This is a genomic window from Streptomyces sp. NPDC058326, from assembly GCF_042879855.1.
Classification (GTDB): Bacteria; Actinomycetota; Actinomycetes; order Streptomycetales; family Streptomycetaceae; genus Streptomyces.
The window spans coordinates 355,941-378,229 of sequence record NZ_JBHVZO010000001.1; the positions used below are offsets into that span (position 1 = coordinate 355,941).

The window sequence follows — 22,289 nt, forward strand, 5'->3', positions numbered from 1 at the left end:
AAGCGGTTTCCAGCGGCACATGCGCTCTGAAAGCATCCGAAGGAAGTCTCGGGAGCGTTCGGAGCGTCTTCGACGTGCGCACCGTGACCAGGGTGGCCAGGGGGATGGGTGACGGGGTTCGTATTTCTGCGTGTCAGGGCACACCGGCTGCTGCTCTCCGCGGCGCTGCTCGCGGTGCTCCTGACCACCTCGGTGCTCGCCACCCTCGCCGCGTTCTCCGGGGCCATCGGGGACGCGGCGCTCCAGGCCGGCCTTCGGGGCAGGTCCGCGGCCGCCGCCTCGCTGCACGTCAGCGGACAGGTGCCCGCCGCCCGGCGCGCCGGTGCCGACGAGGCCGTCCAGGAGGGGGCCCGGAAGACCTTCGACGGGCTGCCGGTGACCGTACGGCGGCTCGAACACTCCGGGCCGTACGCGCTGCCCCGGAGTCTTCAGGCGTCCGCCGCCCGCAAGGGCGATCCCGACCTCACCCACTTCGCCGCCCTGGACCGCTCGAAGCTCACCCTCGTCCGGGGCGCCTGGCCCTCGGTCGCCAGGACGGCCGGCGTGGTCGAGACGGCGCTGCCCGAGGAGGCGGCACGGCGGCTGCGGGTCGGCCCCGGGACCGTGCTCGACCTGAGCGACCGGCTCGACGACCGGCGGGTGAAGGCCCGGATCACTGGCGTCTACCGGCCCACCGACACCGGTGACCTGTACTGGCAGCTGGACCCCGCCGGCGGCCGGGGGGTGCGGACGGTCGCCTTCACGACGTACGGCCCGCTCCTCGTCGACCCGGCGGTCGCCGCCTCCGGGGCGCTGAGCTCCGGCGACACGTCCTGGCTCGGCGTCGCCGACTTCACCGGCCTCACCACCGACCGCATCGACGCCCTGCGGGCCACCGCGACCGAGGGCCCGAAGGCGCTCGCCGACGCCTCCGACCGGTTCGGTACGACGATCTCCGCGTCCACCGCGCTCCCGACCGTCCTCGAGCAGACCCAGCGGTCGCTGCTCGTCTCCCGTTCCACCCTGCTGATCGTCGCCGTCCAGCTGGTGCTCCTCGCCGCGTACGCGCTGCTGCTCGTCGCCCGGCTGCTCAGCACCGAGCGCTCCGGCGAGACGGCGCTGCTGCGGGCCCGCGGCGGTTCGCGGCGCCGGATCGCCGGCCTCGCCGCCGTCGAGGCGCTGCTGCTCGCCCTGCCCGCGGCGATCGCCGCCCCGCTCCTCTCGGGACCGCTGACCCGGCTCTTCGCCGAGCGGTCCGCACTCTCCTCGCTCGGCGTCCGGCTCGACACGACGCCCTCGCTCCCGGTGTGGCTGGTCGCCGCCGCCGTCGCCCTGTGCTGCGCGGCGGCCGTCGTCGCGCCCGCGCTCGCCACGGGTGACGGCTCCGTCGTCTCGCTGCGCAAGGCCCGTTCGGCTTCACTGCCAGGTCCCGTACGGGCCGGGGCCGACGTCGCCCTGCTGGCCGTCGCCGCCGTCGCGTACTGGCAGTTGCAGCGCCCGTCGGCGGCGGGCGGCACCCTCGGCTCCGGGGAGTCCGGCGGAGGCTCCGTGGACCCGGTGCTCATCGCCGCGCCCGCCCTCGCCCTGCTCGCGGGCACCGTCCTGACCCTGCGTCTGCTGCCGCCCGCCGCCCGGCTCGCCGAGCGGCGCGCGGCGGGCGGCCGCGGTCTCTCCGCCGCCCTGGCCGGCTGGCAGTTCAGCCGCCGGCCGCTGCGCGGCGCGGGCCCCGTCCTCCTCCTCGTCCTCGCCGTGGCGATGGGCATGCTCGCCATCGGGCAGAGCGGGTCGTGGGAGCGTTCGCAGCGCGACCAGGCCGACTTCCGCACCGGCGCGGCCGTCCGTGTCCTCGGCGCGGGCCCCGGCGAGCCCACCCGGACCGAGCAGCTGGGCGCCGTACCGGGCGTCCGCGCGGTGGCCCCGGTGCACCGCACCACCATGGACGTGGCCGGGAAGAACGCGACCGTCCTCGCCGTCGACACCCGCAACGCCGCCGGCGGCCTGCTGCTCCGGCCCGACCTGGCCGACGCCCCCGTCCGCTCCCTCCTCGCCCCGCTCGCTCCCCGGGCCACCACCCGCCCCGGGCTCGCGCTGCCCGTCGGCACCCGGGTGTTCACCGCCGACCTGCGGATCGCCGGGCCGACCGGCGACGCCCGGGTGACGGCCGTCCTCGAGGACCCGAACGGCGTCCCGTACCGGCAGACCATGGGACCGGCGCCCGCCGACGGACGGACCCACCGGCTGGCCCTGGACCTCGGCAGCCTGACCGCCGTACCGGGCACCGACGCGGGCCGCGGCTCCGGCGGCCTGCTCACCCTCACCGGCCTGGAGTTCACCGGCCTGGTCGACGACGGCGCGAAGGGCACGCAGACCGTGCGCGTCGAGCGGTTCGGCGTCGTCGGCGCCGACGGCGGCGAGCGCGTCCACTCCCCCGGCCAGGTCCTCACCGCCTGGGCGCACCTCTACGAGCAGACCGGGGAGGACGCGCCGAGGGGCGGTCCCACATCCGGCGTCCCCGGCGCCTCCGGCCCCGGGGGCGGGCCCGCCCCGTACTCCCTCTCCTTCGAGGTCGCCGGCACACGCCCCGGGGAGTACCGGGGGCCCGAGGAGTACTTCCTGCGGATGACCGCCCCCGGGCCCAAGGCGCCCGAACGGCTGTCCGCCGTGGCCACCGGCGCCTTCATGGCGGCGACCGGAGCCGGGCCCGGCGAACCGATCGAGGTCTCCATCGGCGGCCGGAACGTCGACGTCACCGTCGACCACGTCGTCGAGGAACTGCCCACCACCGGTCCGGGCGCCCGGGCGCCCTCCGCGACCGCTCCCCTCGCGACGCCCGACGACGGCGGGGCGATCCTCCTCGATCTGGCCTCGGTCAACCAGTACCTGTCGACCGGCGTGGCCTCGACCGTGCCGGCCACCGAGTGGTGGCTGACCGTCTCCCCCGGCCGGGCGGACGAGGTCGCCACGGCCCTGCGCGCCCGGCCCGACGCGGACCCCGCGCAGGTCCTCGTACGCGACGAGGTCGCCGCCGAACTGCTCGGCGACCCGCTCGGCGCGGGCCCCAACGCCGCCCTGATGGCGGTCGCCGCGGCCGCGGCCGCGCTCGCCGCCGTCGGCTTCGCGGTCGGCTCGGCCGGCGCGATGCGGGAACGTTCCGCCGAGTTCGGGGTGCTGCGGGCGCTCGGCGCGCCGCGCCGCCGCCTCGCCCGGCTGATCGCCGCCGAGCAGGGGCTGCTCATCGGCATCGGCCTGCTCGTCGGCATCGGACTCGGCACCGTCCTGGCCCGGGCCGTCGTCCCGCTCGTCGTCCTCACCGGCCAGGCCGCCCGTCCCGTGCCCCCGGTCCTGGTCGAACTTCCCCTCGGCCAGGTGGCGCTGCTGCTCGCCGGCGTCGCGGCGCTGCCGCTCGCCATGGTCGCCGCGATCGCCCTGCGCCCGACCGACCCGGTCGTGACCCTGCGCCACCAGGGGGAGAACTGATGGCGCCGAGCAGGCCGTACGAGGACGGCCGCGGCGACGACGACGCCGACGGCCGCGCCGACAGCAACGGCGACCGCGCCGAGCGCCGGCCCGCCCGCGACCGTGACAGCGACCGCGCCGAGCGCCAGCCCGCCCGCGACCGTGACAGCGACCGCGCCGAGCGCCAGCCCGCCCGCGACCGTGGCGGCGACCGCGACCGCGACCGCGACCGCGACCTCGGCCTCGGCCGCACCGACACGCCCGCCGTACGCAGGAAGGCTCCCGACATGCCCCGGTCCCGGTCCGACAAGCCCGCCCGCGCCGTGGCGCCCTGGGTGCGGACCCGGCTGCGGACCGCGCCGTGGGCCGCCGCCTCCCTCGCCCTCCTCGTCTTGGCCACCGCCTACCTCGCGGCCGCGCTGCCGCGCGCGGTCGACGTGTACGAGACCGAGGGGCTGCGGCATGACATCCGGACCGCCGCGCCCCGCAACTCCGTCCTCGAACTCACCGTCCCGCTCCCCGTGGCCCCGCCCGAGTCGAGCCTGGCCCCCGGCGTCCTCCAGGAGCAGCGCGACGCGGTGCGCGGCCTGTTCCCGGAGCCGATCCGGACCGATCCGCGGCAGAGCGTCCACGGCGTCCGTACGGTCAAGCGCGTCGAGGGGCTCGACGCCTGGCTGCCCCGGCCCGACGGCATGCGCCCCGAGTTCGTGCTCTCCTCCCCGTCCGCCCTCACCGCACACGCGACGCTGCGGAAGGGCCGGCTCGCCGCGGGCACGGCCCGCGCGCCGGAAGCGGTGGTGACCGCGAAGACCGCGGCGTCCCTGCGGCTGAAGCCCGGCTCCGTGGTGCACGTGCCGAGCAAGATCAGCGCGGAGCCGATCGCCGTCACGGTCACCGGAATCATCGAGCCGCGCGGGCCCGAGGCGGCGTACTGGGCGGTGGAGCCGCTGCTCCGCACCCCCGCGCTCGCCGCACTGGTCGAGAACGGAGAGGTGAAGCACTACTGGCAGGGCGCGCTGCTCCTCTCCCCCACGTCCGCGCCCGTCATGCCCTCCACCCTGGGCGACCCGGAGGTCTTCTTCCGGTTCATGCCGACGCCCGGCCATCTCACCGGCCGGGACACCGACCGGCTCGCCGCCGCGCTCGACTCGGCGGCCGGCGGCCCCGACCTGCTCAGGATGCGGAAGGTCGTCGGCTCCACCGGAGGGCTCACCACCGAACTCGACGCGATCGTGGACTCGTACCGTTCGATGCGGGAGGCGATCGGCCCGGTCGTCGCCGTCGCCGTCTTCGGCATCGGCGCGGTCGCCGCGGTCGTCCTCGCCATGACCGGCGGCCTCTTCGTCGCCCGCCGGGACGGCGAACTGGCCCTGCTCCGCTCCCGTGGCGCCTCGCTCACCGGCATCGGTCTGCGGCTGCTCGGCGAGACCTCGGCGGTCGCCGTACCGGCCGCGGCGCTCGCCCTGGCCCTCGCGGTGGTGACGGTACGGGCCCCCGACGGCGGGTCCGGCGGCATCCCCCTCGGCCCCTCGCTCCTCGCCACCTCGGTGGTCGCTCTGCTCGCGATGCTCGTCCTGCCGGTACGCGCGGTCGTCCTGCACCGGCGGCCGCGCCTGCACGGCGGCCGCGACGACCTGCTCACGGCGCGCCCCTCCCGGCGCCGTACGGTCGCCGAACTCACCGTGCTCGTCCTCGCCGCGGGCGCGGTCGCCTCCCTCCGACTGCGCGGAACCAGCGACTCCGGTGACCATCTGGTGAGCGCCGCCCCGGTGCTCGTCGGCCTGATCGCCGCCGCGCTCCTCGTACGGATCTATCCGCTGCCGCTGCGGTGGCTCGGCCGGCCCGCCCGCCGGCTGCGCGGGGCGGTCGGACCGCTGGCCCTGGCCCGCGCGGGACGCTCCTCCTCCGCGGGCACGCTCCCCCTGCTCGCGCTCGTCCTGGCACTGACCACGGCGGCGTTCGGCGGCTCGGTCCTCGCCGGGGTCGCCGACGCCCGCGACCGGGCCGCCCTCAGGGCGACCGGCGCGGACGCCCGGATCGACGGCTCCGTGGAGTGGACCCCGCTGCCCGCCGGTCTCACCGAGTCGGTGCGCGGGACGGCGGGGGTACGGGACGTAGCGCCGGTGCAGATCGAGTACGGCGTGGCGCTGCCGTCCTTCCAGGGGACCTCTGCCCCGCCGATGAGCGGCACGCTCGTGGGCGTCGAACCGGGCTCGTACACCCGGCACGCGGAACGCACCGGCTTCGGCCCGTTCCCGGCGGGGCTGCTCACGTCGACGGGCAAGGGCGGCAAGGAGGCCGCGGCCGACACCGAACGGGTGCTGCCCGCGGTCGCCTCACCGGCGGTCGCCGAACGGCTCGGCGGCGCGCCGCAGGAGATCGTGTCGGCGGCCGGCGTGTTCCGCGTGAAGGTGGTCGCCGTCCGGCCGGCCACCCCCGCCCTGCCCGGCGACGACTTCCTCCTCGTCAACGCCGCCGACCTCACCCACCGGACCCCCACGACACTGCTCGTCACGGGCCCAGAGGACGGTGCCGCGCTGCGGACCGCCGTGAAGGCGAAGTCCGGGGCCCTCCTCGTGTCGATGCGCAGCGAGGAGCGGGCCGGCTATGTGGACTCGCCGCTCCAGTCGGGCGCCGAGCGGATGTACCTGGGCGCGATCGGCGTGGGCGCCGGTTTCGCCGTGGTGGCCGTGCTGCTCTCCCTCATGCAGAACGCGCCGGAGCGGACGACGCTCCTCGCCCGGCTGCGGACGATGGGACTGACCCGGAGGCAGGGTAGGCGGCTGCTCGGACTCGAAGCGGTACCGCAGGCGGTCCTCGCCGCGCTCGGCGGGACGCTCGTCGGCTGGGCGACGGTGCCGCTGCTCGCCCCCGGCATCGACCTGTTCCGGCTCGCGCTCGCGACGACACCGGGGTACGCGCCGCTGGACAGCGCGCCGCTGCGGGCGGACCCGTGGTCGCTGCTGGTGCCGGCGCTCGCGGTCGTCCTCCTGACGGCGACGGCGGCGGCCGGCCAGGCCTGGTGGACGGGGCGCAAGAGCTCGATCAAGGAACTCAGGGCAGGAGACGCACGATGACGAAGACCGGGACGACCCTCAGCACCGCTTCGGACACCACCCTGGAGGAGCTGGAGCGGCGGGCGACCGCACACCGCGACCGGCCCTCGTACGGTCATGACGCGCTCATCGCCTGCGACCGGTTGGTCCGGATCTTCACCACCGACGGCGTGGAGGTGCAGGCCCTCCAGGGGCTCGACCTCCTCGTCAAGGAGGGCGAGTTGATGGCCCTGGTCGGCGCCTCGGGCTCCGGCAAGTCGACGCTCATGAACATCCTCGCGGGACTTGACGTGCCGACCGCGGGCGCGGCCCGGGTCGCCGGGTGCGATCTGCTCGCCATGGACGGCAAGGAGCGGCTGCGCTACCGCCGCGAGGTCGTCGGCTTCGTCTGGCAGCAGACCGCCCGCAACCTCCTGCCGTACCTGACGGCCGCCCAGAACGTGGCCCTTCCGATGCAGTTGCGGGGCCGGGCCCGGCAGAAGACGCAGCGGGCCGAGGAGCTCCTCGCGATGCTGGGCATCGCGGAGGTCAGGGACCGGCGCCCGCACCAGCTGTCCGGCGGTCAGCAGCAGCGGGTGGCCATCGCGGTCGCCCTCGCCAACAACCCGTCCGTGCTCCTGGCCGACGAGCCGACGGGCGAGCTGGACTCGGCCACCGGCGAGCAGGTCTTCGCGGCCTTCCGCCGCGCGAACGACGAACTGGGCACGACGATCGTGATCGTCACCCACGACCAGGCCGTCGCCTCCGAGGTGCGCAGGACGGTCGCCATCCGCGACGGCCGCACCTCATCGGAGGTGCTGCGGCGCACGGAGGTCGACGAGCAGGGTCAGGAGTCGCTGGTGGCACGGGAGTACGCGATGCTCGACCGCGCGGGCCGGCTCCAGCTCCCGGCGGAGTACACGCAGGCCCTCGGCATGGAGCACCGGGTGGCGCTGGAGCTCGAACAGGACCACATCGGGGTGTGGCCGGACGACGTGGAGCAGTGAGAGGAGGGGCGGGCGGAGGCGCGGGTTTACGCGTACGGGTGCGGGCGCGGGTGCGGGTGCGGGCGCGGGCGCGGGTGCGGGTGCGGGTGCGGGTGCGGGTGAAACCGGCGAGCGGCGGCGGACGTCACACTCTCGGGGTGATGTCCATGTCATCGACGGAGTCGTCGGGAAACATTCGGGCCTGGGGGATCGTGGCCCTGCCCGCGGCCTGCGCGGCCGCGCTCTACGCCTGGTCGGCCTGGTGCTTCGGGAGCGAGAGCGCGCCGTCCACCACGGTCGCGGTATCGGTCGGCGGGGCGGCGATTCTCGCGGCGGCCGTCGCGTACTTCCTGCTCGTCGACGGAGCCATGGGCCTCTTCGGCGCGCTCGCGCTGGTCGGCGGGCTGCTGCTGACCGTGGCCACCGCGGACCAGGCGGCCTCGCGGGGCGCGGTCGCCGAGTGTGTCGTGGTGAAGGTCCGCGCGGAGGAGCGGACCTCGGTCGGCGAGGGCGGTGCCACCACGGTCGTGTACCACCACACGCTGCGCTGCCCGGGCGGCTACCCGTCGACCGTCACGGAGGACCACCGGGCCGCCGAGGACGGCGGGGAGGTACGGGTGGCCTACGACCCGCGACGACGGGTGGCCCCGGCTCTCGAGGGTTCCACCTCGCCGCTGCGGCAGGCGGTCCTCGCCGTGCTCCTGCTGGCCGCGGCCACCGCGGGGGCGAGGCGGTTCAGCCGACAGGGCCGTCCGGAGGCATGAGAGTACGGCTTCACCGGCCTCACGCCCGTCGTTCATCGGGTCTCAGGCCCGGCGTCTACCGGGGAGCGACTGTCAGGGACATCGGTGCGGTACGGAGGGCGATCGAACCGTACGGGGTACGCAGCCGCAGCCACGGCCCGGAGGCGAACAGCGCGACGGCGGCGTCCGGGTCCGCCGACGGCAGGAAGCCCAGCGACTGGGCGGCGTGAACGGCCCTCAGGGGCAGACCGGTGGGCCCGAGGGTCCGGGACCAGATCTCGCGGCCGATACGGTCGCGCTCCGACCTGGTCCGCCGCTCCTCGGTCAACTCCTCGTCGCGTGCCCGGAATTCGGCGACGGCGGCGGCGACGGCGCCCCGCATCTCCGCGGCACCCGGCAGGCCGGCGACCGGCGTCCAGCCGCTGCGGGGCGGGAGCACGCCCGCCCAGGCCGGTCCGGTCACGGACTGCGGGACGACCGCCTTGCCGGCCGACTCCTCGATGCCTTCGAGGAGTTCGCCGGCGGAGACGGTGACGTCGAGTTCCACGGCGTCGACAAGCCGGGCCGTACGGATCGCGAGCACCTCGAAGGAGGCGGGCCGGCCGAAGACCGCCAGCGCTCCGCCGCCCGCCTGGAGGCGGACGACGGCGGCCCGGTCGTAGTGGACCAGGCGGGTCAGGAAGGCGGCGAGAGCCGCCGCCTCCCTGGCGTCGTCGAAGTGCAGCGGAGCGAACACGGTCATGCGGCGGACTTCGCCCCTCCGGAGGTCATCCCGTCGTCGACGTACTCCTGGAGGAACTCGCGCTCCTCGGCGGAGATCCGGCGCGGTCGCTGCGCCTCCAGGTCGAAGGGCACGACGACCGTGGACGCCCGTACGTACGTGACGTCGGGGTCCTTGATCTCGTACGCGATCGTCAGCGACGCCGCGCCTATCTTCGTGACCCAGGACTCGATGGTCACCGGCTCGTGCCGGTGGACCAGCGGCCGCACGTAGTCGATCTCGTGCCGGGCCACGACGGACCCGCCGGAGAACGAGGGGGAACCGTCCCCCGGCGCCAGCCGGAACATGAAGTCGATCCGCGCCTCTTCCAGGTACCGCAGGAAGACGACGTTGTTGACGTGCCCGAAGGCGTCCATGTCCGACCAGCGCAGGGGACAGCTGTAGATGTGGCGCACGCTCAGCCTCGGGTCAGCTTCTTGTACGTGGCGCGGTGCGGACGGGCCGCGTCCGGGCCGAGGCGCTCGATCTTGTTCTTCTCGTACGACTCGAAGTTGCCCTCGAACCAGTACCACTTCGACTCGCCCTCGTACGCGAGGATGTGCGTCGCCACCCGGTCCAGGAACCAACGGTCGTGGGAGATGACCACGGCCGCACCGGGGAACTCGAGCAGCGCGTTCTCCAGCGAGGAGAGGGTCTCGACGTCGAGGTCGTTGGTGGGCTCGTCGAGGAGCAGCAGGTTGCCGCCCTCCTTGAGCGTGAGCGCCAGGTTCAGGCGGTTGCGCTCACCACCGGAGAGGACACCGGCGGGCTTCTGCTGGTCCGGCCCCTTGAAGCCGAAGGCGCTGACGTACGCGCGCGACGGCATCTCGACCTGGCCGACGTTGATGTAGTCCAGCTCGTCCGACACGACGGCCCAGAGGGTCTTCTTGGGGTCGATGTTGGCGCGGGTCTGGTCGACGTAGCTGATCTTGACGGTCTCGCCGATCTTGACCGAGCCCGAGTCCGGGGCCTCGATGCCCTGGATCATCTTGAACAGCGTGGTCTTGCCGGCGCCGTTCGGGCCGATGATGCCGACGATGCCGTTGCGGGGCAGGGAGAAGGACAGGTCGTCGACGAGGACCTTGTCACCGAACGCCTTGGAGAGGTTCTCGACCTCGACGACGATGGAGCCCAGACGCGGGCCCGGCGGGATCTGGATCTCCTCGAAGTCCAGCTTCCGCATCTTGTCGGCCTCGGCCGCCATCTCCTCGTAGCGAGCGAGACGGGCCTTGGACTTGGTCTGCCGGCCCTTGGCGTTGGAGCGGACCCACTCCAGCTCTTCCTTGAGGCGCTTGGCGCGCTTCTCGTCCTTGCGGCCCTCGACCTTGAGGCGGGCGGCCTTCTTGTCCAGGTACGTGGAGTAGTTGCCCTCGTAGGGGATCGCGCGGCCGCGGTCGAGCTCCAGGATCCACTCGGCGACGTTGTTCAGGAAGTACCGGTCGTGTGTGACGGCGACGACGGCGCCCGCGTACTTCGAGAGGTGCTGCTCCAGCCAGTTCACCGACTCGGCGTCCAGGTGGTTGGTGGGCTCGTCGAGGAGGAGCAGGTCCGGGGCCTCGATCAGCAGCTTGCAGAGCGCGACACGGCGCTTCTCGCCACCGGAGAGGTTGGTGACCGGCCAGTCGCCGGGCGGGCAGCCCAGGGCGTCCATGGCCTGCTCCAGCTGCGCGTCGAGGTCCCAGGCGTTGGCGTGGTCCAGGTCCTCCTGGAGCTTGCCCATCTCGTCCATCAGCGCGTCCGAGTAGTCGGTCGCCATGAGCTCGGCGACCTCGTTGAAGCGCTTGAGCTTGCCCATGGTCTCGGCGGCGCCGTCCTGGACGTTCTCCAGAACCGTCTTGGCCTCGTCGAGCTTCGGCTCCTGCATGAGGATGCCGACGCTGTAGCCGGGCGACAGGAAGGCGTCACCGTTGGACGGCTGCTCAAGGCCCGCCATGATCTTCAGAACGGTGGACTTACCGGCACCGTTCGGGCCGACCACACCGATCTTCGCACCGGGCAGGAAGCTCAGCGTCACGTCATCGAGGATGACCTTGTCGCCGTGCGCCTTGCGCGTCTTGCGCATCGTGTAGATGTACTCAGCCAAGAGAAACCGTCCGGCAAAGAGTGAGTGGGCAGATACACCCCATCTTGCCTGACCGCCACCCCCGGGGGCGAACTCGTTGGCGGGAGAAGGGCGCGACCGGGCGTTCTCGGGCCACCCCGTAGCGGTCCGGTCACTGTCGGGAGCCGGTGTGGGGCGGGGGCTCGGGCGATGAGGGGCTCGGGGCCGGACCCTCTCGGACCGGGGGTCTCCTCGCGGGCCTCCGCGGGCCGGGGGTCTCCTCGCGGGCCTCCGCGGGTCTCGGACGTGCGACGACCCCGGCCGCTGGTGCGGTCCGGGGTCGGGCGGGGGTCACGGGGCGGGTCCGGGGTGAGCCGGGCCGTTCCGTGGGGTCAGGCGCCGCCCGGTGCCGGCGGGGCCGGCACCGGGGGCGTGGGCTCAGTGGCCGGCGGTCTTCTTCTTGCGGAGGAAGAACACCGCGCCGCCGCCGATCACGACGAGCGCGGCGGCGATGCCCGCGATCATCGGGGTGGCGTTGGAGCTGCCGGTCTCGGCGAGGTCGCCGCCACCGGTCGTGGTGGTGCCGGTCGTGCCGGTGGAGCCGCCCGTGGTGTCACCGGTGGTGCCGGTGGACGTCGACGGAGAGGTCGACGGGGTGGGCTCGGCCGAGGGCTCCGTGGTGGGGGTCTCGGACGGCTTCGGGCCGGGGGTGGCCGTCTTGCAGTCCAGGACGCCCTCGAAGGTCTCCTCGAAGCCGTTCGGGCCGGTGATGGTGAACTTGTACGCCTCGTCCTCGGCGAGCGGGACCGGGATGGTCTTGCTCTCACCCGGGGCGACCGTGTGCGAGGTGCCCTTCAGGTCGAAGGTCCAGGCCTCGTCACCCTCGTTGGAGGCGATGACCTCCAGGCCGCCCTTGGCGCAGTCCTTCGCGACCGTGACGGCCGGGACGGCACCCGTCTTCGCCCAGGTCGCGGAAGCCTTGCCGGTGACCGTGGACTCGCTGGAGCCGGCCAGGATCAGGGTCTGCGAGGGGCCGTCGATGGAGACGAAGGCGCGACCGAGCGAGACCTTGGTGGTGGCCTCGGCGGTCAGCTCGGCGGAACCGTCGGCGGTGCCGGCGGGAACGTCGAAGAAGAGCTCGGTCTTGCCCTTCAGGACCTCGGTGACGGGCTTGCCGTCCTTGCCGACGACCGTGACGCCCGTGGGGGCGCCCGGCACGACCGAGATCTTGGCGGACTCGGCGTTGGTGTCGACGGTGATCGGGCCGAGCTTCTCGCCGGCCTTGCCCGCGACGGAGGACGGCGAGACGCTCAGGGAGGCGGTCGGCTCGTCGAGCTGGACGGCCTTCTCGAGCAGGTACGCCTTCAGCTTCTCGGCGTCCTCGTCCTTCGGCGTCGCCGTGACGTCGTCGGAGAGGGTCCAGATCGCGGCCTGCGTGCCGGCCGCGGCTTCCTTCTTGGAGAGGTCGACGCCCAGCTTGGCGCCGAGGGCCTCGGCGGAGAACTTCGGGTAGGCGTTCTCCAGGATCCAGAGGATCTTGCCCGCGTTCGCGTTGTTGTGCAGGGAGGACTCCTCCCAGCCGACTTCCTTGTAGTCGAAGTCGTGCTTCGCCTCGGTACGGAGGTCGATGCAGTAGGTGAAGAGAGTGCCCCCGCCCTCGACCTCCATCTTGAACAGACCACCGTCGACCGGCCACTTGGAGCCGTTCTTCTCGGTGATCTCGACAGCGCCGGCGTCGTCGGTCATACCGCCGAGCTTCGCCGTGACGCCACCGGTACCCGGCGCGCCGTCATCGGCGAGCGCCGGACCGGCGGCCGCCATGGTGCCGACCGCGACAAGGCCCGAGACCAGGGTCGCAGCGGCAAGGCGGGCAGCGCCGCGCCCACGAACTGAAAACATTGCATTCCCCTCCGGGCGAGCCGCTCCGCGAACATGGTCGATTCGCGTGGGGGGAGCGCACGCCAGCAGATTCACAGACCCGATGGGCTCATGTGCCACATGAGTACCCGGGAATCCTAGGGATGCGGAACCCCCCGGTGCCCTGCCATACGTTCAGATAACCATTCCGACTCGGAATCGTTATCAGCAGCGCGAGTTGGTCGACAAATCCCCACAACGCAAGGTCAGGGGACGGTCACCAGCCGCGTTGTCACCTTTGCTGCCTCGTCCGTCACCGCCCCTGCCCACGGGTCGCGTTCGGGCTCCGGAACGACTGATTCCGCCAGTTCGGGGGGCAGTACGGATTCCCCGCGCGGCGGGTGCTCCGCGTGCGTCGAACGCTCCGCGCGGGGCGAGGGCTCCGCGCGGGGCGCCGGCTCCGTCCGTACCGCGCGCCGGAAGGCTGCCGTACCCCGCGTCAGATCGTGCCCCACGGCCAGCGCGGCCACATCCACGAACGTCTTCCGCTGGCCGTCGCGCTCCTCTTCACGGACCCTCAGCCGCCCGTGCACCACCAGGGGTTCACCGACGGAGACCGAGGCCGCGAGATTGGCCCCGAGCGACCGCCAGGCCGACACCGTGTAGAAGCTGGTGTGCCCGTCCGTCCAGAGGCTCCGCTCCCGGTCCCAGCGGCGCGCGGTCACCGCGAAGCGGAACCTGGCCACCCCGCCCGTCACCGTGTCCCGGTACTCCACCGCCGTCGCCACATTGCCGACCAGCGTCACGGTCGTGTCGTTCATGGTCCCGCCCCCAACCTCTGCGTTTCTCTCGGTCACCACCATGCTGGGGCGATCCGGGAGATCCCGCCCGCGCCTGTGGACAACCGGACGGACGGGGACGACGTCCTCACCCGGGAGGGTGAACGGAGGCCCGGGACAGCACGGACGCCGTCACCTTCCCCGTACCCCCGCACGCGTCGCGCCCAGCCGGGTCGCGCCGGAGCGGATCCCCCCGACGATCCGCGCGGAGGACCGTGTCCCCACGACCGTCGCGTACTGCTCGCGCACCTCCCGGTAGCGCATCAGCTCCGCCGCCACCGGGTCGAGCACCCGAGCCCGGCCGCAGGCCGCCGCCGCCTCCCGCAGGCGCCGTTCGGCCTCCTGCCCGTACCGCCGCGCCGGGCCCTTCACCGCGCCCTCGCAGGCCCATTCGACGAGCGGTCCGCCGATGATGCCGCCGAGCATCACGAGGACCGGCGGGAGCAGGCCCGGTTCCGCGACGCCGACGATCTGGCCCACCAGCCACAGCGCGCCGAAGACCTGCAGGAGCGTCATCACGACCTGGGCGAGGACGGCGGCCGGCCACCAGGCGGGCCGTGGTGGGCGGGCCGCCGGGTCTCCGATGGTGGCCGTCAGCTCGTCCAGTGCCTCAGGGAGCCCGTCCGCCCCGCGGGCCGCCGCCTCGCGCACCGCCTGCGCCCACGGCGTCGGGAGCCCGCGCGAGGCCTCCGCGGCGAGCATCCGCACCGCCTGCTCCACGCGCTGGCGTGCCGTCAGCTCGTCCTCCACGGGCGAGGACAGGCGCGGATCGGTGGAACCGTGGGCCCGGATCCGCTCGTACCAGCGGTAGAGCCGCAGCCAGGGCGTGCCGCAGGCGCGGATGGCGCCCCTGCGCCAGACCCGTTCGGCGGCCTCGCCCGCGGCCTGGGCGCCGACGGCGACCGCGAGCCGGTCCGTGAAGGCCTCCCTGGCCCGCTCGTCGAGGCCGGGCCGTCCGTCGGCGAGGTAGGACGGGCGCAGCCGGGCCGCGGCGGCGTCGACGTCGGCGGCGAGCCGGCGTTCGGGAGCGGTGCGTTCCTGGACGAACCGGGCAACCATCTCCCGCAGTTCGGGCACACCGTCGCCGGTCAGCGCGGAGACGGCGAGGACGGTGGCGCCGGGTTCGCCGTGCTCGCCGAGCGCCACGCCGTCCTCGTCGAGGAGGCGGCGCAGGTCGTCGAGGACGAGGTCGGCGGCCTCCGTACCGAGCCGGTCGATCTGGTTGAGGACGACGAAGGTGACCTCGGCGTGCCCGGCGAGCGGCCGGAGGTAGCGCTCGTGGAGAGCGGCGTCGGCGTACTTCTCGGGGTCGACGACCCAGATCACCGCGTCGACGAGGGCGAGGACCCGGTCGACCTGGTCCCGGTGGGCGGTGACGGCCGAGTCGTGGTCGGGCAGGTCGATGAGGACGAGCCCCTGGAGTTCGGTGTCGGCCGCGCCGCCCGCGAGGGGTCTGCGCCGCAGCCGGCCGGGGACGGCGAGCCGGTCGAGCAGTCCGGCGGAGCCCTCGGACCAGCTGAGGGCGATGGGCGCCGAGGTGGTGGGGCGGCGCAGTCCGGTCTCGGAGACGGGGACGCCGGCGAGGGCGTTGAAGAGCGTGGACTTGCCGCTTCCGGTGGCGCCGGCGATGGCGATCACGGTGTGCCGGGAGGAGAGCCGCTGCCGGGCGGCGGCCTCGTCGAGCACGCGCCCTGCCTCGGCGAGGGCCTCGCTCTCGACCCGCGTACGGGAGAGCCCGACGAGCTCGTGGAGGGCGTCGAGGCGGGCGCGGAGGGGCCCGCCGTAGTTCCCGCCGAGGGGTGGGAACGTGTCCTCCTCCTGCTGTACCGCTCCCCGACCGTCCTCTTCCCCTGGAGGCAGGTCGGCCGCGGCGGCCCGCTCGGCGGCGCGGCGGGCGATCAGCCCGTCGTCCCAGCGGCGGCGGCCGGAGTCGGCCGCGGACCCGGGAGGGGACGCGGAGACGAGCACGGACGCGGACACGGCTCCGGACACGGAGCCGGGCTTCCGATCGTGGTCACGGGCACGGTCATCGTCGTGGTCGTGGTTCCGGGGGTCCTGGTTCCGGTCGCGGTCGTCCGCCACGTCACTTCTCCTTCTGCAGTACGGAGAGCGCGGCGATCAGCTCCGCCTGCGGCTCAGGGGTCACGTCGAGCGCTTCGAGGGGCGCGAGGCGCCGGTCGCGCTCGGCGCGCAGCACACGGTCGACGTACGAGAGGACGAGCTCGCCGCCCTTGTCGCGCAGGCGCAGGGCGGCCTGGGCGCCGAGGAGTTCGGCGAGGCGTTCACCGGCGGGCCGGGTGCGGCGGCCGCCGAGGAGGGAGGCGGCGAGGAGGGCGGCGACGGTCTCGGCCTCGGCGGCGGCCGTACGGGAGGTGGAGGGGCGCTCCACGCTCCGTACCTCCTCCTCGGCCAGTTCCTCGAGCACACGGCGCCAGCGCCGCACCTCGACACCGATCCGCTCCCCCGTTTCGCGGTCGCCGCCCGCCCGGAGGGGCCCCAGGGCGCCGGAGGCGGGCTCGCGGCGCCAGGCGTCGCAGACGCGCTCCTCGGCTGCGGAGACGGCGCAGTGGAGGAGGGCCGCGAGGGACTCGGCGAGGGCGTCGAGGAGCTCGTCGGCGGTGCTGTCGCGGGGGTAGGCGCGCCAGCGGGTGCGGGCGTCCCCGGCGAGGACGGCGCCACGGCCCAGCTCCTTGCGCACCCGCTTGCCCTGCTCCCCGTACGCGGCTTCGACGGCGCCGCCGAGGCGGACGGCGGCGGCGTACTGCGCGGCGACGGCGCCGGCCAGCTCGGGGAGCCGGGCGTCGAGGGAGTCGATGACACCGGAGGCGGTCCGGTCGGCGGCCTGCTGCCGGGCGGCCGGGTCCTCGGCACGGTGGGCGAGCCAGCCCCGCAGGGCGGCGACGGCGCTGTCGGGCAGGAGTCCGCTGCCTCCGTCGGCGGACTCGGGCAGTTCGGGGATGGTGAAGCGGGGTACGTCGCCGAGGCCGGCCTTGTCGAGCAGGGCTTCGTACTGCCGGGAGACCTCGCCGATGACCTGGTGGGGGACGCGGTCGAGGACGGTGACGAGGGTGGCGTCGTACTCCTTGGCGGTACGGAGCAGATGCCAGGGCACGGCGTCGGCGTACCGGGAGGCGGTGGTGACCATCACCCAGATGTCCGCGGCGCAGATCAACTCGGCGGCGAGGAGCCGGTTCTCGACGACGAGGGAGTCGATGTCGGGCGCGTCGAGGAGGGCGAGGCCCCGGGGCACGGAGGAGGCCGTCTCGACGCGGAGGGCATTCTCCTCGGGGACGGCCTCGTCGGCGGGGTGGTCCTCGTCGGCCTGGGGCAGCCAGACGCGGGTGAGCTGGGGCAGGACCCGCATCCCGGCGAACCAGTGGTGGTCCTCGGGGTGGCAGACGAGCACGGGGGTCCGGGTGGTGGGTCTGAGCACGCCGGACTCGCTGACGCGCCGTCCGACAAGGGAGTTGACGAGCGTGGACTTGCCGGCCCCGGTGGAGCCGCCGACGACGGCGAGGAGCGGGGCGTCGGGGTCTTTCAGCCGGGGCACCAGGTAGTCGTCGAGCTGGGCGAGCAGCTCGGCCCGGTTCTGCCGGGCGCGTGGCGTGTCGGGGAGGGGCAGGGGGAGACGCACGGCGGCGACACGGTCGCGCAGGGCGGAAAGTGCGTCGATCAGCTGAGGCCGTTCGTCCAAGGTCACCACATGCGAAGAATGCCCAATTTATGAGTGTTTTTGAAGCCTATTGCGGCCCTGCGCGCCGAAGAGAGAGCCGGTGACCGGAACCACGGGCATAACGAGTGCACAACACCCGCCCGGAGCGATGCAAAAAGCGCTGCGCAAATCGCACCTGCCTGCGATTATCGTTCCGCTTCACCGAACCTCCACATCGTGCCACGCAGGTGAAGCAACCGGGCCAAGGCGATCGGAGCCCTATCCTTGTCCCGGCAGGCCACACCCCACCCACAAGGGGCTCCTGGCCACACGGCCACCACCCGGCCCCCGTAGCTCAGTGGATAGAGCAGGTGCCTTCTAAGCACTTGGCCGCAGGTTCGAGTCCTGCCGGGGGCGCAACACAGTCTGACCTGCGGAAACGCGGGTCAGACACCCTAGTCGTAGCGCTGCGACTCACCCGTCCGGCAGTTGGACCAAGGTAAGTCGCCGACTCACCCTTGCCCAGCTCTCATGAGAGAGCCCACAAGCATGACGCCGAGCCCGCTGCGCACGCAGCAGAGCACGAGCAAGAGCGCCGTCGTCTGACGTCCGTATCGACTGCACGCGCACGTCAGGATGCCGCAGACACGCGCGCTCACAAGGTGAGCGACTACGCGACGCACCTTCGAGCCGGCAGCAACAAGCGGGGGCGGCCCTACGCCGAGGTGGAACCACTGCCCGCGGGACCTGACAGCAGGACAGCTCGCCACGGATCGCCGCTCAGCCGCGCGTGCACGCGTCCCGCCAGCGCCCGGCGGTCCTCGGCGGCAGCCGGCAGCGGGGTTTCCGCGCGTCCGCCGCACCAGAGCGCCGACAGAGTCGGGTTCTTCCCGGCCTCTCGGCTACTCCGCCCCACCCCCAGCAGGAAGGCGGTCAGCGCGCTGAGCGCCACGACCTCCAACACGCCGGCCCTCCCCCTGGTTGCTACCCCAGCTCCTGCCGGGCCGTATCGCCGCGCCGCCAGATCATGGAAACGTCCGCACCCCAGTAACTCCCTCGCCTGAAGGGATACATGTGGAGCCGAGATCCATGCGATTCGGAACGACAAGCGGACCGCCATCGAGTGAGCCGACTCTGTCGCCTCGCCGCACCACTGAGGCGCCGCGTAGCGGGCAAGCGAGAATCAACGATCCCTCCCCTGAGCGACGGCATGCCGGAACCAGCCTGCGGCGCTTGAGCGACGCCCTGTACAAGTGCCATGGCGCCCCTCTGGATAGTACGAGCTCACCTGGTCCGATCATCGCTGGCCGAGGGACCTGGAAGACTTGGTGCGGCAGACACGCAGTGAGACCGGTAAACGCCCGGCCGAGGCGGCCGATGGCCCCGAGCGGGCAGCCCTCCACAGGCAAGACGTCACCGAGGTGTGCGCGTACTTCGAGTCGGTCGAGACGCCACCGGACCCGCTCATGCGTTGGCGCGTGCGTCTCCATTGTGGGCATACCGCCGCGATCACGACACGGCATGCCGAGAGCGACGACGCGACCTGCACGGCGCCTGCGAGAGAGAGTGCACCGACTGCAGGAAGAGCTTCTCAGCGATCGTCGCCTTCTAGCCCGTCGGCCTCATCGACACCCTTTCACCGCTTCAGACAGAAACGCTGCCGGAACGGCGGGAATGTTCACGTCGACGGCCTGTCGAGCAGGGCGAGCTACGCACAGAGTCCGCGCCCGCGGAGTACCGAGAGGGTCCCTGTCGCACAGCTCGGGGCAGGCCTGTGCCAGACGCACCCTGCGAGATACCCTGTCTATATGACCGAAATGCCCAATGAAGTCCATCTTGCGCTCACTGGTCGCATTACATTCGAGCAGGACATCAATGTGACCCAGGGCGCACAGGTGATCGCCATCGTTCAGGCCCCCACGGGTCTGACCCGTGCCACTCCCGGCCCCGAACCGCCCGGTTCGCCCCCCGAACTCGCCCTGACGACAGAAGAGGGCGTTCAGGAGTTTCCTACCCGCGCCCAGCCGCCACGGCAGTCGCTACCGGAAAGCCCCCGCCATGCGCTCGGCGCCTCCGGCGCCAAGACCGCACCGGAGAAGATCACCGCTTTCGCCGCCTATCTGACACTGGTGGAAGGCCGGGAGACATTCAGCCACAAAGATCTACGAAGACTCTTTGAGCGGGCGCGCGAACGCATCCCCACCCACTTCTCGCGGGACTTCGACAAGGCCGTGCGGGCTGGCTGGATCCACGAGGGAACGGAGAGAGGCTCGTACTACCTCTCGGACTCCCTGCTGAACCTTCTCGAAGACGGCTACGCGAGCCACCGGATCAAGCGCACCGGCAGAACAGCGACATCAGCAGCCACCGGCCACGCGAACTCACGGCGGAAGCCACGCACGCTCACCGTGCCCGATGACTTCTCCGAGATCGACCACATCCCGACGTCCCTCGACGGAGTGCCGCCCTACCAGCAGATCAAGCTCAAGCGCGACCGGCTCCTCTGGGCCATCAAACTGGCGAAGGAACTGGGCGTACCCGCACTCAAGAGCACCGACGTCACCTGGCTGACCGACAAACTGGGCGACGCCATCCTCACCCGCGACATCACAGCGACGTTCAAAGGGCTGCATCGGGACGGCCTCGCGAACCGGTCAGTGATCGACAACGCTATGCGGATCACGGAGAAGGGCGACGAGTACCTCGCCGCCCTCTGAGCCGCGTAGGTCGTAGGCACCGCTGCGTACGCCATCAGCCAGACCGGCGGCCGAACCCTCTCCATCGTGGTGGGGGTACCTTGCCGCTCCCGTCATGCCGGCCCCGGCGCCCTGGCAGGCAGTCCTGGACCGCAGGATCTCCGTCGGGGGCCTCTTCGGCGGCGGACTGCGCAGCACCACCCCGGACGGTTGGACGGTGGATGTCGTCAGCCCGGACCGGCCCCGCCGCCATGTCTTCCTCTCCACCGACGGAGGGGCCGTCGGCCTGCTCGGATGAAGCCGGTCATCGGCCCTCCTCACGCGCATCCGCCCCAGGGACAGCCCGAAGGTTCGGACCGGATGCCCTGGCCGTGTCACGACTCCCGCCGGGCATCCACCGCCCATCAGCGCCGCGCTGGGAAACGACGCGGGACCGACCGGCATCGCGCACCTCGCTCACGACCTGCGGCATCCACCCTGCGGATAGGCACGCCCCCCACCGACACTCCGGGAAGGACGGCGTTCCGCGGTCCCTCGGCCGGCCCAGGGATGTCAGCCCTGGCGATTAGCATCCGTGCCATGCGCAAGTACTTCACGGTCGAAGATCGGAAGCTGTCCTATCTGGACTTCGGCGGTCCGGGTGCTCCGGTGCTGGCCCTGCACGGGCACTACAACGAGGCGTCGGCGTTCGCGCCGCTGGCCGAGGCGTTGGCGCCGCGGTGGCGGGTGATCGCGCTCGATCAGCGCGGTCACGGTGAGTCCGACCGCGCCCCGAGCTATGAGCGCGGTGACTACGTCGCCGACGTCGCCGCCTTTCACCGGCACCTGGACCTCGGCCGCGTGCCCGTGCTGGGCCACTCCCTGGGCGGGGTCAACGCCTATCAGTTCGCGGCCCGGTACCCGGGCCGGGTGTCCGCGCTCGTCGTGGAGGACATCGGCGCGGTCGTGGACAGCGACTGGCGCTTCACCCTGGGGCTGCCGTGCGGGGCGCCTTCGCGCGCGGGGCTTGTGGCCGCCCTCGGGCCCCTGGCCGAGTATCTGGAATGTTCCTTCCGCAGGTCCGGCGACGGTTGGGCGTACTCCTTCGACATCGGCGACACGATCGCGTCCCAGAAAGCCCTCAACGGCGACCACTGGAAGGAGTGGGCGTCGGTGGCCTGTCCCACGCTTCTGATACGCGGGACGCGGAGCGACGAACTGGCGGCCGACCATGCTCGCGAGATGATCGCCCGGCATGCCGGAGACGCCCGTCTGACGGAGATCGCCGCCGGACACGTCGTCCACCATGACGCACCGGAGCGGTTCGCGGCCGCCGTCGCCGACTTCCTGACGTCCGGTCCCGTCCGCTCGGATCAGCGAGTCGCACGCCACCACTGACTTCGCTGCCGGAGCGCTCGCGCATCGTGCCCCGCCGAGGACGAGGACCCCATGGGCGAGGAAGGGACGCATCCGTGGCCTCCCTTCGGGTAGTCGCCCAGGAAAGGAGGAAGGGCCGGGAGGAGGGAGCGCTCCGTGGACACCGCCGAGACGATCGACCAGCTGCTCCGGGAGCACGGGCGGACCTACGCCGACGAGGCCGGAATCACCCTGAAGGACACGCCCTCACCGCTCTACCAGCTGCTGGTTCTCACCGTCCTCTGTTCCATCCGCATCAAGGCGGACATCGCCACCGCCGCCGCCCGCGAGCTCTCCGCCGCCGGGCTGCGCACGCCCCGGGCCATGGTCGACTCCTCCTGGCAGGAGCGCGTCGACGCCCTCGGGCGGGCCCACTACGTGCGGTACGACGAGAGCACCGCGACCGCGCTGGGCGAGGGCGCGGCGCTGGTCCTCGACCGGTACCACGGTGATCTGCGCCGACTCCGCGAGCAGGCCGACGGCTCCGGGGAGAAGCTGCGGCAGCTGTTGCGGGAGGTGCCCCGGATCGGGCCGGTGGGCGCCGGCATCTTCTGCCGGGAGGTACAGGCCGTCTGGCCGGAACTGCGGCCGTTCTTCGACGAGCGCGCGCTCGCGACCGCCGGCGCCCTGGGCCTCCCCCACACCGCGGCCGGGCTGGCCCGGCACGTGTCGGACGAGGACACGGCCCGTCTGGCCGCCGCCCTCGTGCGCGTCAGCCTCTCGAAGGACGCGGAGCGGGAGCTTCGGACCGCCGCTTGAGGGGCCCGAGAGCGGAGGCTCCGGGCCGGATGAGAGGGCACAGGGCCGGTGCCGTGCCCTCCCGCGGCCGGAGGTGTCCCATGAGGATGAA

The 22,289-nt window shown here is 72.9% G+C and carries 15 protein-coding genes and 1 tRNA gene; 9 read left to right on the forward strand and 7 right to left on the reverse strand.

What is annotated here, in order from left to right; all coding sequences use genetic code 11:
- Window positions 1-108 precede the first annotated feature (108 nt).
- The 4 genes from ACFVYX_RS01530 (at window position 109) to ACFVYX_RS01545 (ending at window position 8,220) form a co-directional block, all read left to right on the forward strand.
- Window positions 109-3,456 carry an FtsX-like permease family protein gene (locus ACFVYX_RS01530; protein WP_389679241.1) on the forward strand — a complete coding sequence of 1,116 codons (3,348 nt, stop codon included), beginning with the start codon at window positions 109-111 and terminating at the stop codon, window positions 3,454-3,456.
- 266 nt (window positions 3,457-3,722) lie between these two features.
- Window positions 3,723-6,512, forward strand: coding sequence for an FtsX-like permease family protein (locus ACFVYX_RS01535; RefSeq protein ID WP_389679496.1), 2,790 nt, complete (start codon window positions 3,723-3,725; stop codon window positions 6,510-6,512).
- Window positions 6,509-7,477, forward strand: coding sequence for an ABC transporter ATP-binding protein (locus ACFVYX_RS01540; protein ID WP_389679242.1), 969 nt, complete (start codon window positions 6,509-6,511; stop codon window positions 7,475-7,477). Before ACFVYX_RS01535 ends, ACFVYX_RS01540 begins: the two co-directional genes overlap by 4 nt.
- Before the next feature lie 140 nt (window positions 7,478-7,617).
- Complete coding sequence (locus ACFVYX_RS01545; RefSeq protein WP_389679243.1) at window positions 7,618-8,220, forward strand: hypothetical protein; 603 nt, start codon at window positions 7,618-7,620, stop codon at window positions 8,218-8,220.
- 55 nt (window positions 8,221-8,275) lie between these two features.
- Here ACFVYX_RS01545 and ACFVYX_RS01550 read toward each other — a convergent pair whose 3' ends face one another.
- The 7 genes from ACFVYX_RS01550 to ACFVYX_RS01580 all read right to left on the reverse strand — a co-directional run bounded on the left by ACFVYX_RS01550 (window position 8,276) and on the right by ACFVYX_RS01580 (window position 17,390).
- Window positions 8,276-8,941 (reverse strand): hypothetical protein, encoded by a 666-nt coding sequence (locus tag ACFVYX_RS01550; RefSeq protein WP_389679244.1) that lies wholly within the window; start codon window positions 8,939-8,941, stop codon window positions 8,276-8,278.
- Entirely contained in the window at window positions 8,938-9,375 is a 438-nt protein-coding gene (locus tag ACFVYX_RS01555) for an acyl-CoA thioesterase (RefSeq protein WP_389679245.1), read from the reverse strand. The genes ACFVYX_RS01550 and ACFVYX_RS01555 overlap by 4 nt, the downstream gene beginning before the upstream one ends.
- 2 nt (window positions 9,376-9,377) lie before the next feature.
- A complete protein-coding gene (gene ettA, locus ACFVYX_RS01560) occupies window positions 9,378-11,042 on the reverse strand; it encodes an energy-dependent translational throttle protein EttA (RefSeq protein WP_389679246.1) in 1,665 nt (554 codons plus the stop codon).
- Between the two features lie 396 nt (window positions 11,043-11,438).
- Window positions 11,439-12,899 (reverse strand): LAETG motif-containing sortase-dependent surface protein, encoded by a 1,461-nt coding sequence (locus ACFVYX_RS01565; protein ID WP_389679247.1) that lies wholly within the window; start codon window positions 12,897-12,899, stop codon window positions 11,439-11,441.
- A gap of 224 nt (window positions 12,900-13,123) precedes the next feature.
- Entirely contained in the window at window positions 13,124-13,678 is a 555-nt protein-coding gene (locus ACFVYX_RS01570) for a single-stranded DNA-binding protein (RefSeq protein ID WP_389679248.1), read from the reverse strand.
- A gap of 150 nt (window positions 13,679-13,828) precedes the next feature.
- Entirely contained in the window at window positions 13,829-15,664 is a 1,836-nt protein-coding gene (locus ACFVYX_RS01575; protein WP_389679497.1) for a GTP-binding protein, read from the reverse strand.
- 115 nt (window positions 15,665-15,779) lie between these two features.
- A complete protein-coding gene (locus ACFVYX_RS01580) occupies window positions 15,780-17,390 on the reverse strand; it encodes a dynamin family protein (RefSeq protein ID WP_389679249.1) in 1,611 nt (536 codons plus the stop codon).
- Between the two features lie 302 nt (window positions 17,391-17,692).
- Here ACFVYX_RS01580 and ACFVYX_RS01585 point away from each other — a divergent pair.
- From ACFVYX_RS01585 to ACFVYX_RS01605, 5 genes are all read left to right on the forward strand, one after another.
- A tRNA-Arg gene (locus tag ACFVYX_RS01585) sits at window positions 17,693-17,765 on the forward strand.
- A 1,391-nt stretch (window positions 17,766-19,156) separates the two neighbouring features.
- Entirely contained in the window at window positions 19,157-20,065 is a 909-nt protein-coding gene (locus tag ACFVYX_RS01590; protein ID WP_389679250.1) for a hypothetical protein, read from the forward strand.
- 94 nt (window positions 20,066-20,159) lie between these two features.
- Window positions 20,160-20,342 carry a hypothetical protein gene (locus ACFVYX_RS01595; protein ID WP_389679251.1) on the forward strand — a complete coding sequence of 61 codons (183 nt, stop codon included), beginning with the start codon at window positions 20,160-20,162 and terminating at the stop codon, window positions 20,340-20,342.
- 281 nt (window positions 20,343-20,623) lie between these two features.
- On the forward strand, window positions 20,624-21,421 hold the full coding sequence (locus ACFVYX_RS01600; RefSeq protein WP_389679252.1) for an alpha/beta fold hydrolase: 798 nt from the start codon (window positions 20,624-20,626) through the stop codon (window positions 21,419-21,421).
- Window positions 21,422-21,556: 135 nt separating this feature from the next.
- Window positions 21,557-22,198: an endonuclease gene (locus tag ACFVYX_RS01605; protein WP_389679253.1), complete on the forward strand. Its 642-nt coding sequence runs from the start codon at window positions 21,557-21,559 to the stop codon at window positions 22,196-22,198.
- The last annotated feature ends 91 nt before the right edge of the window (window positions 22,199-22,289 follow it).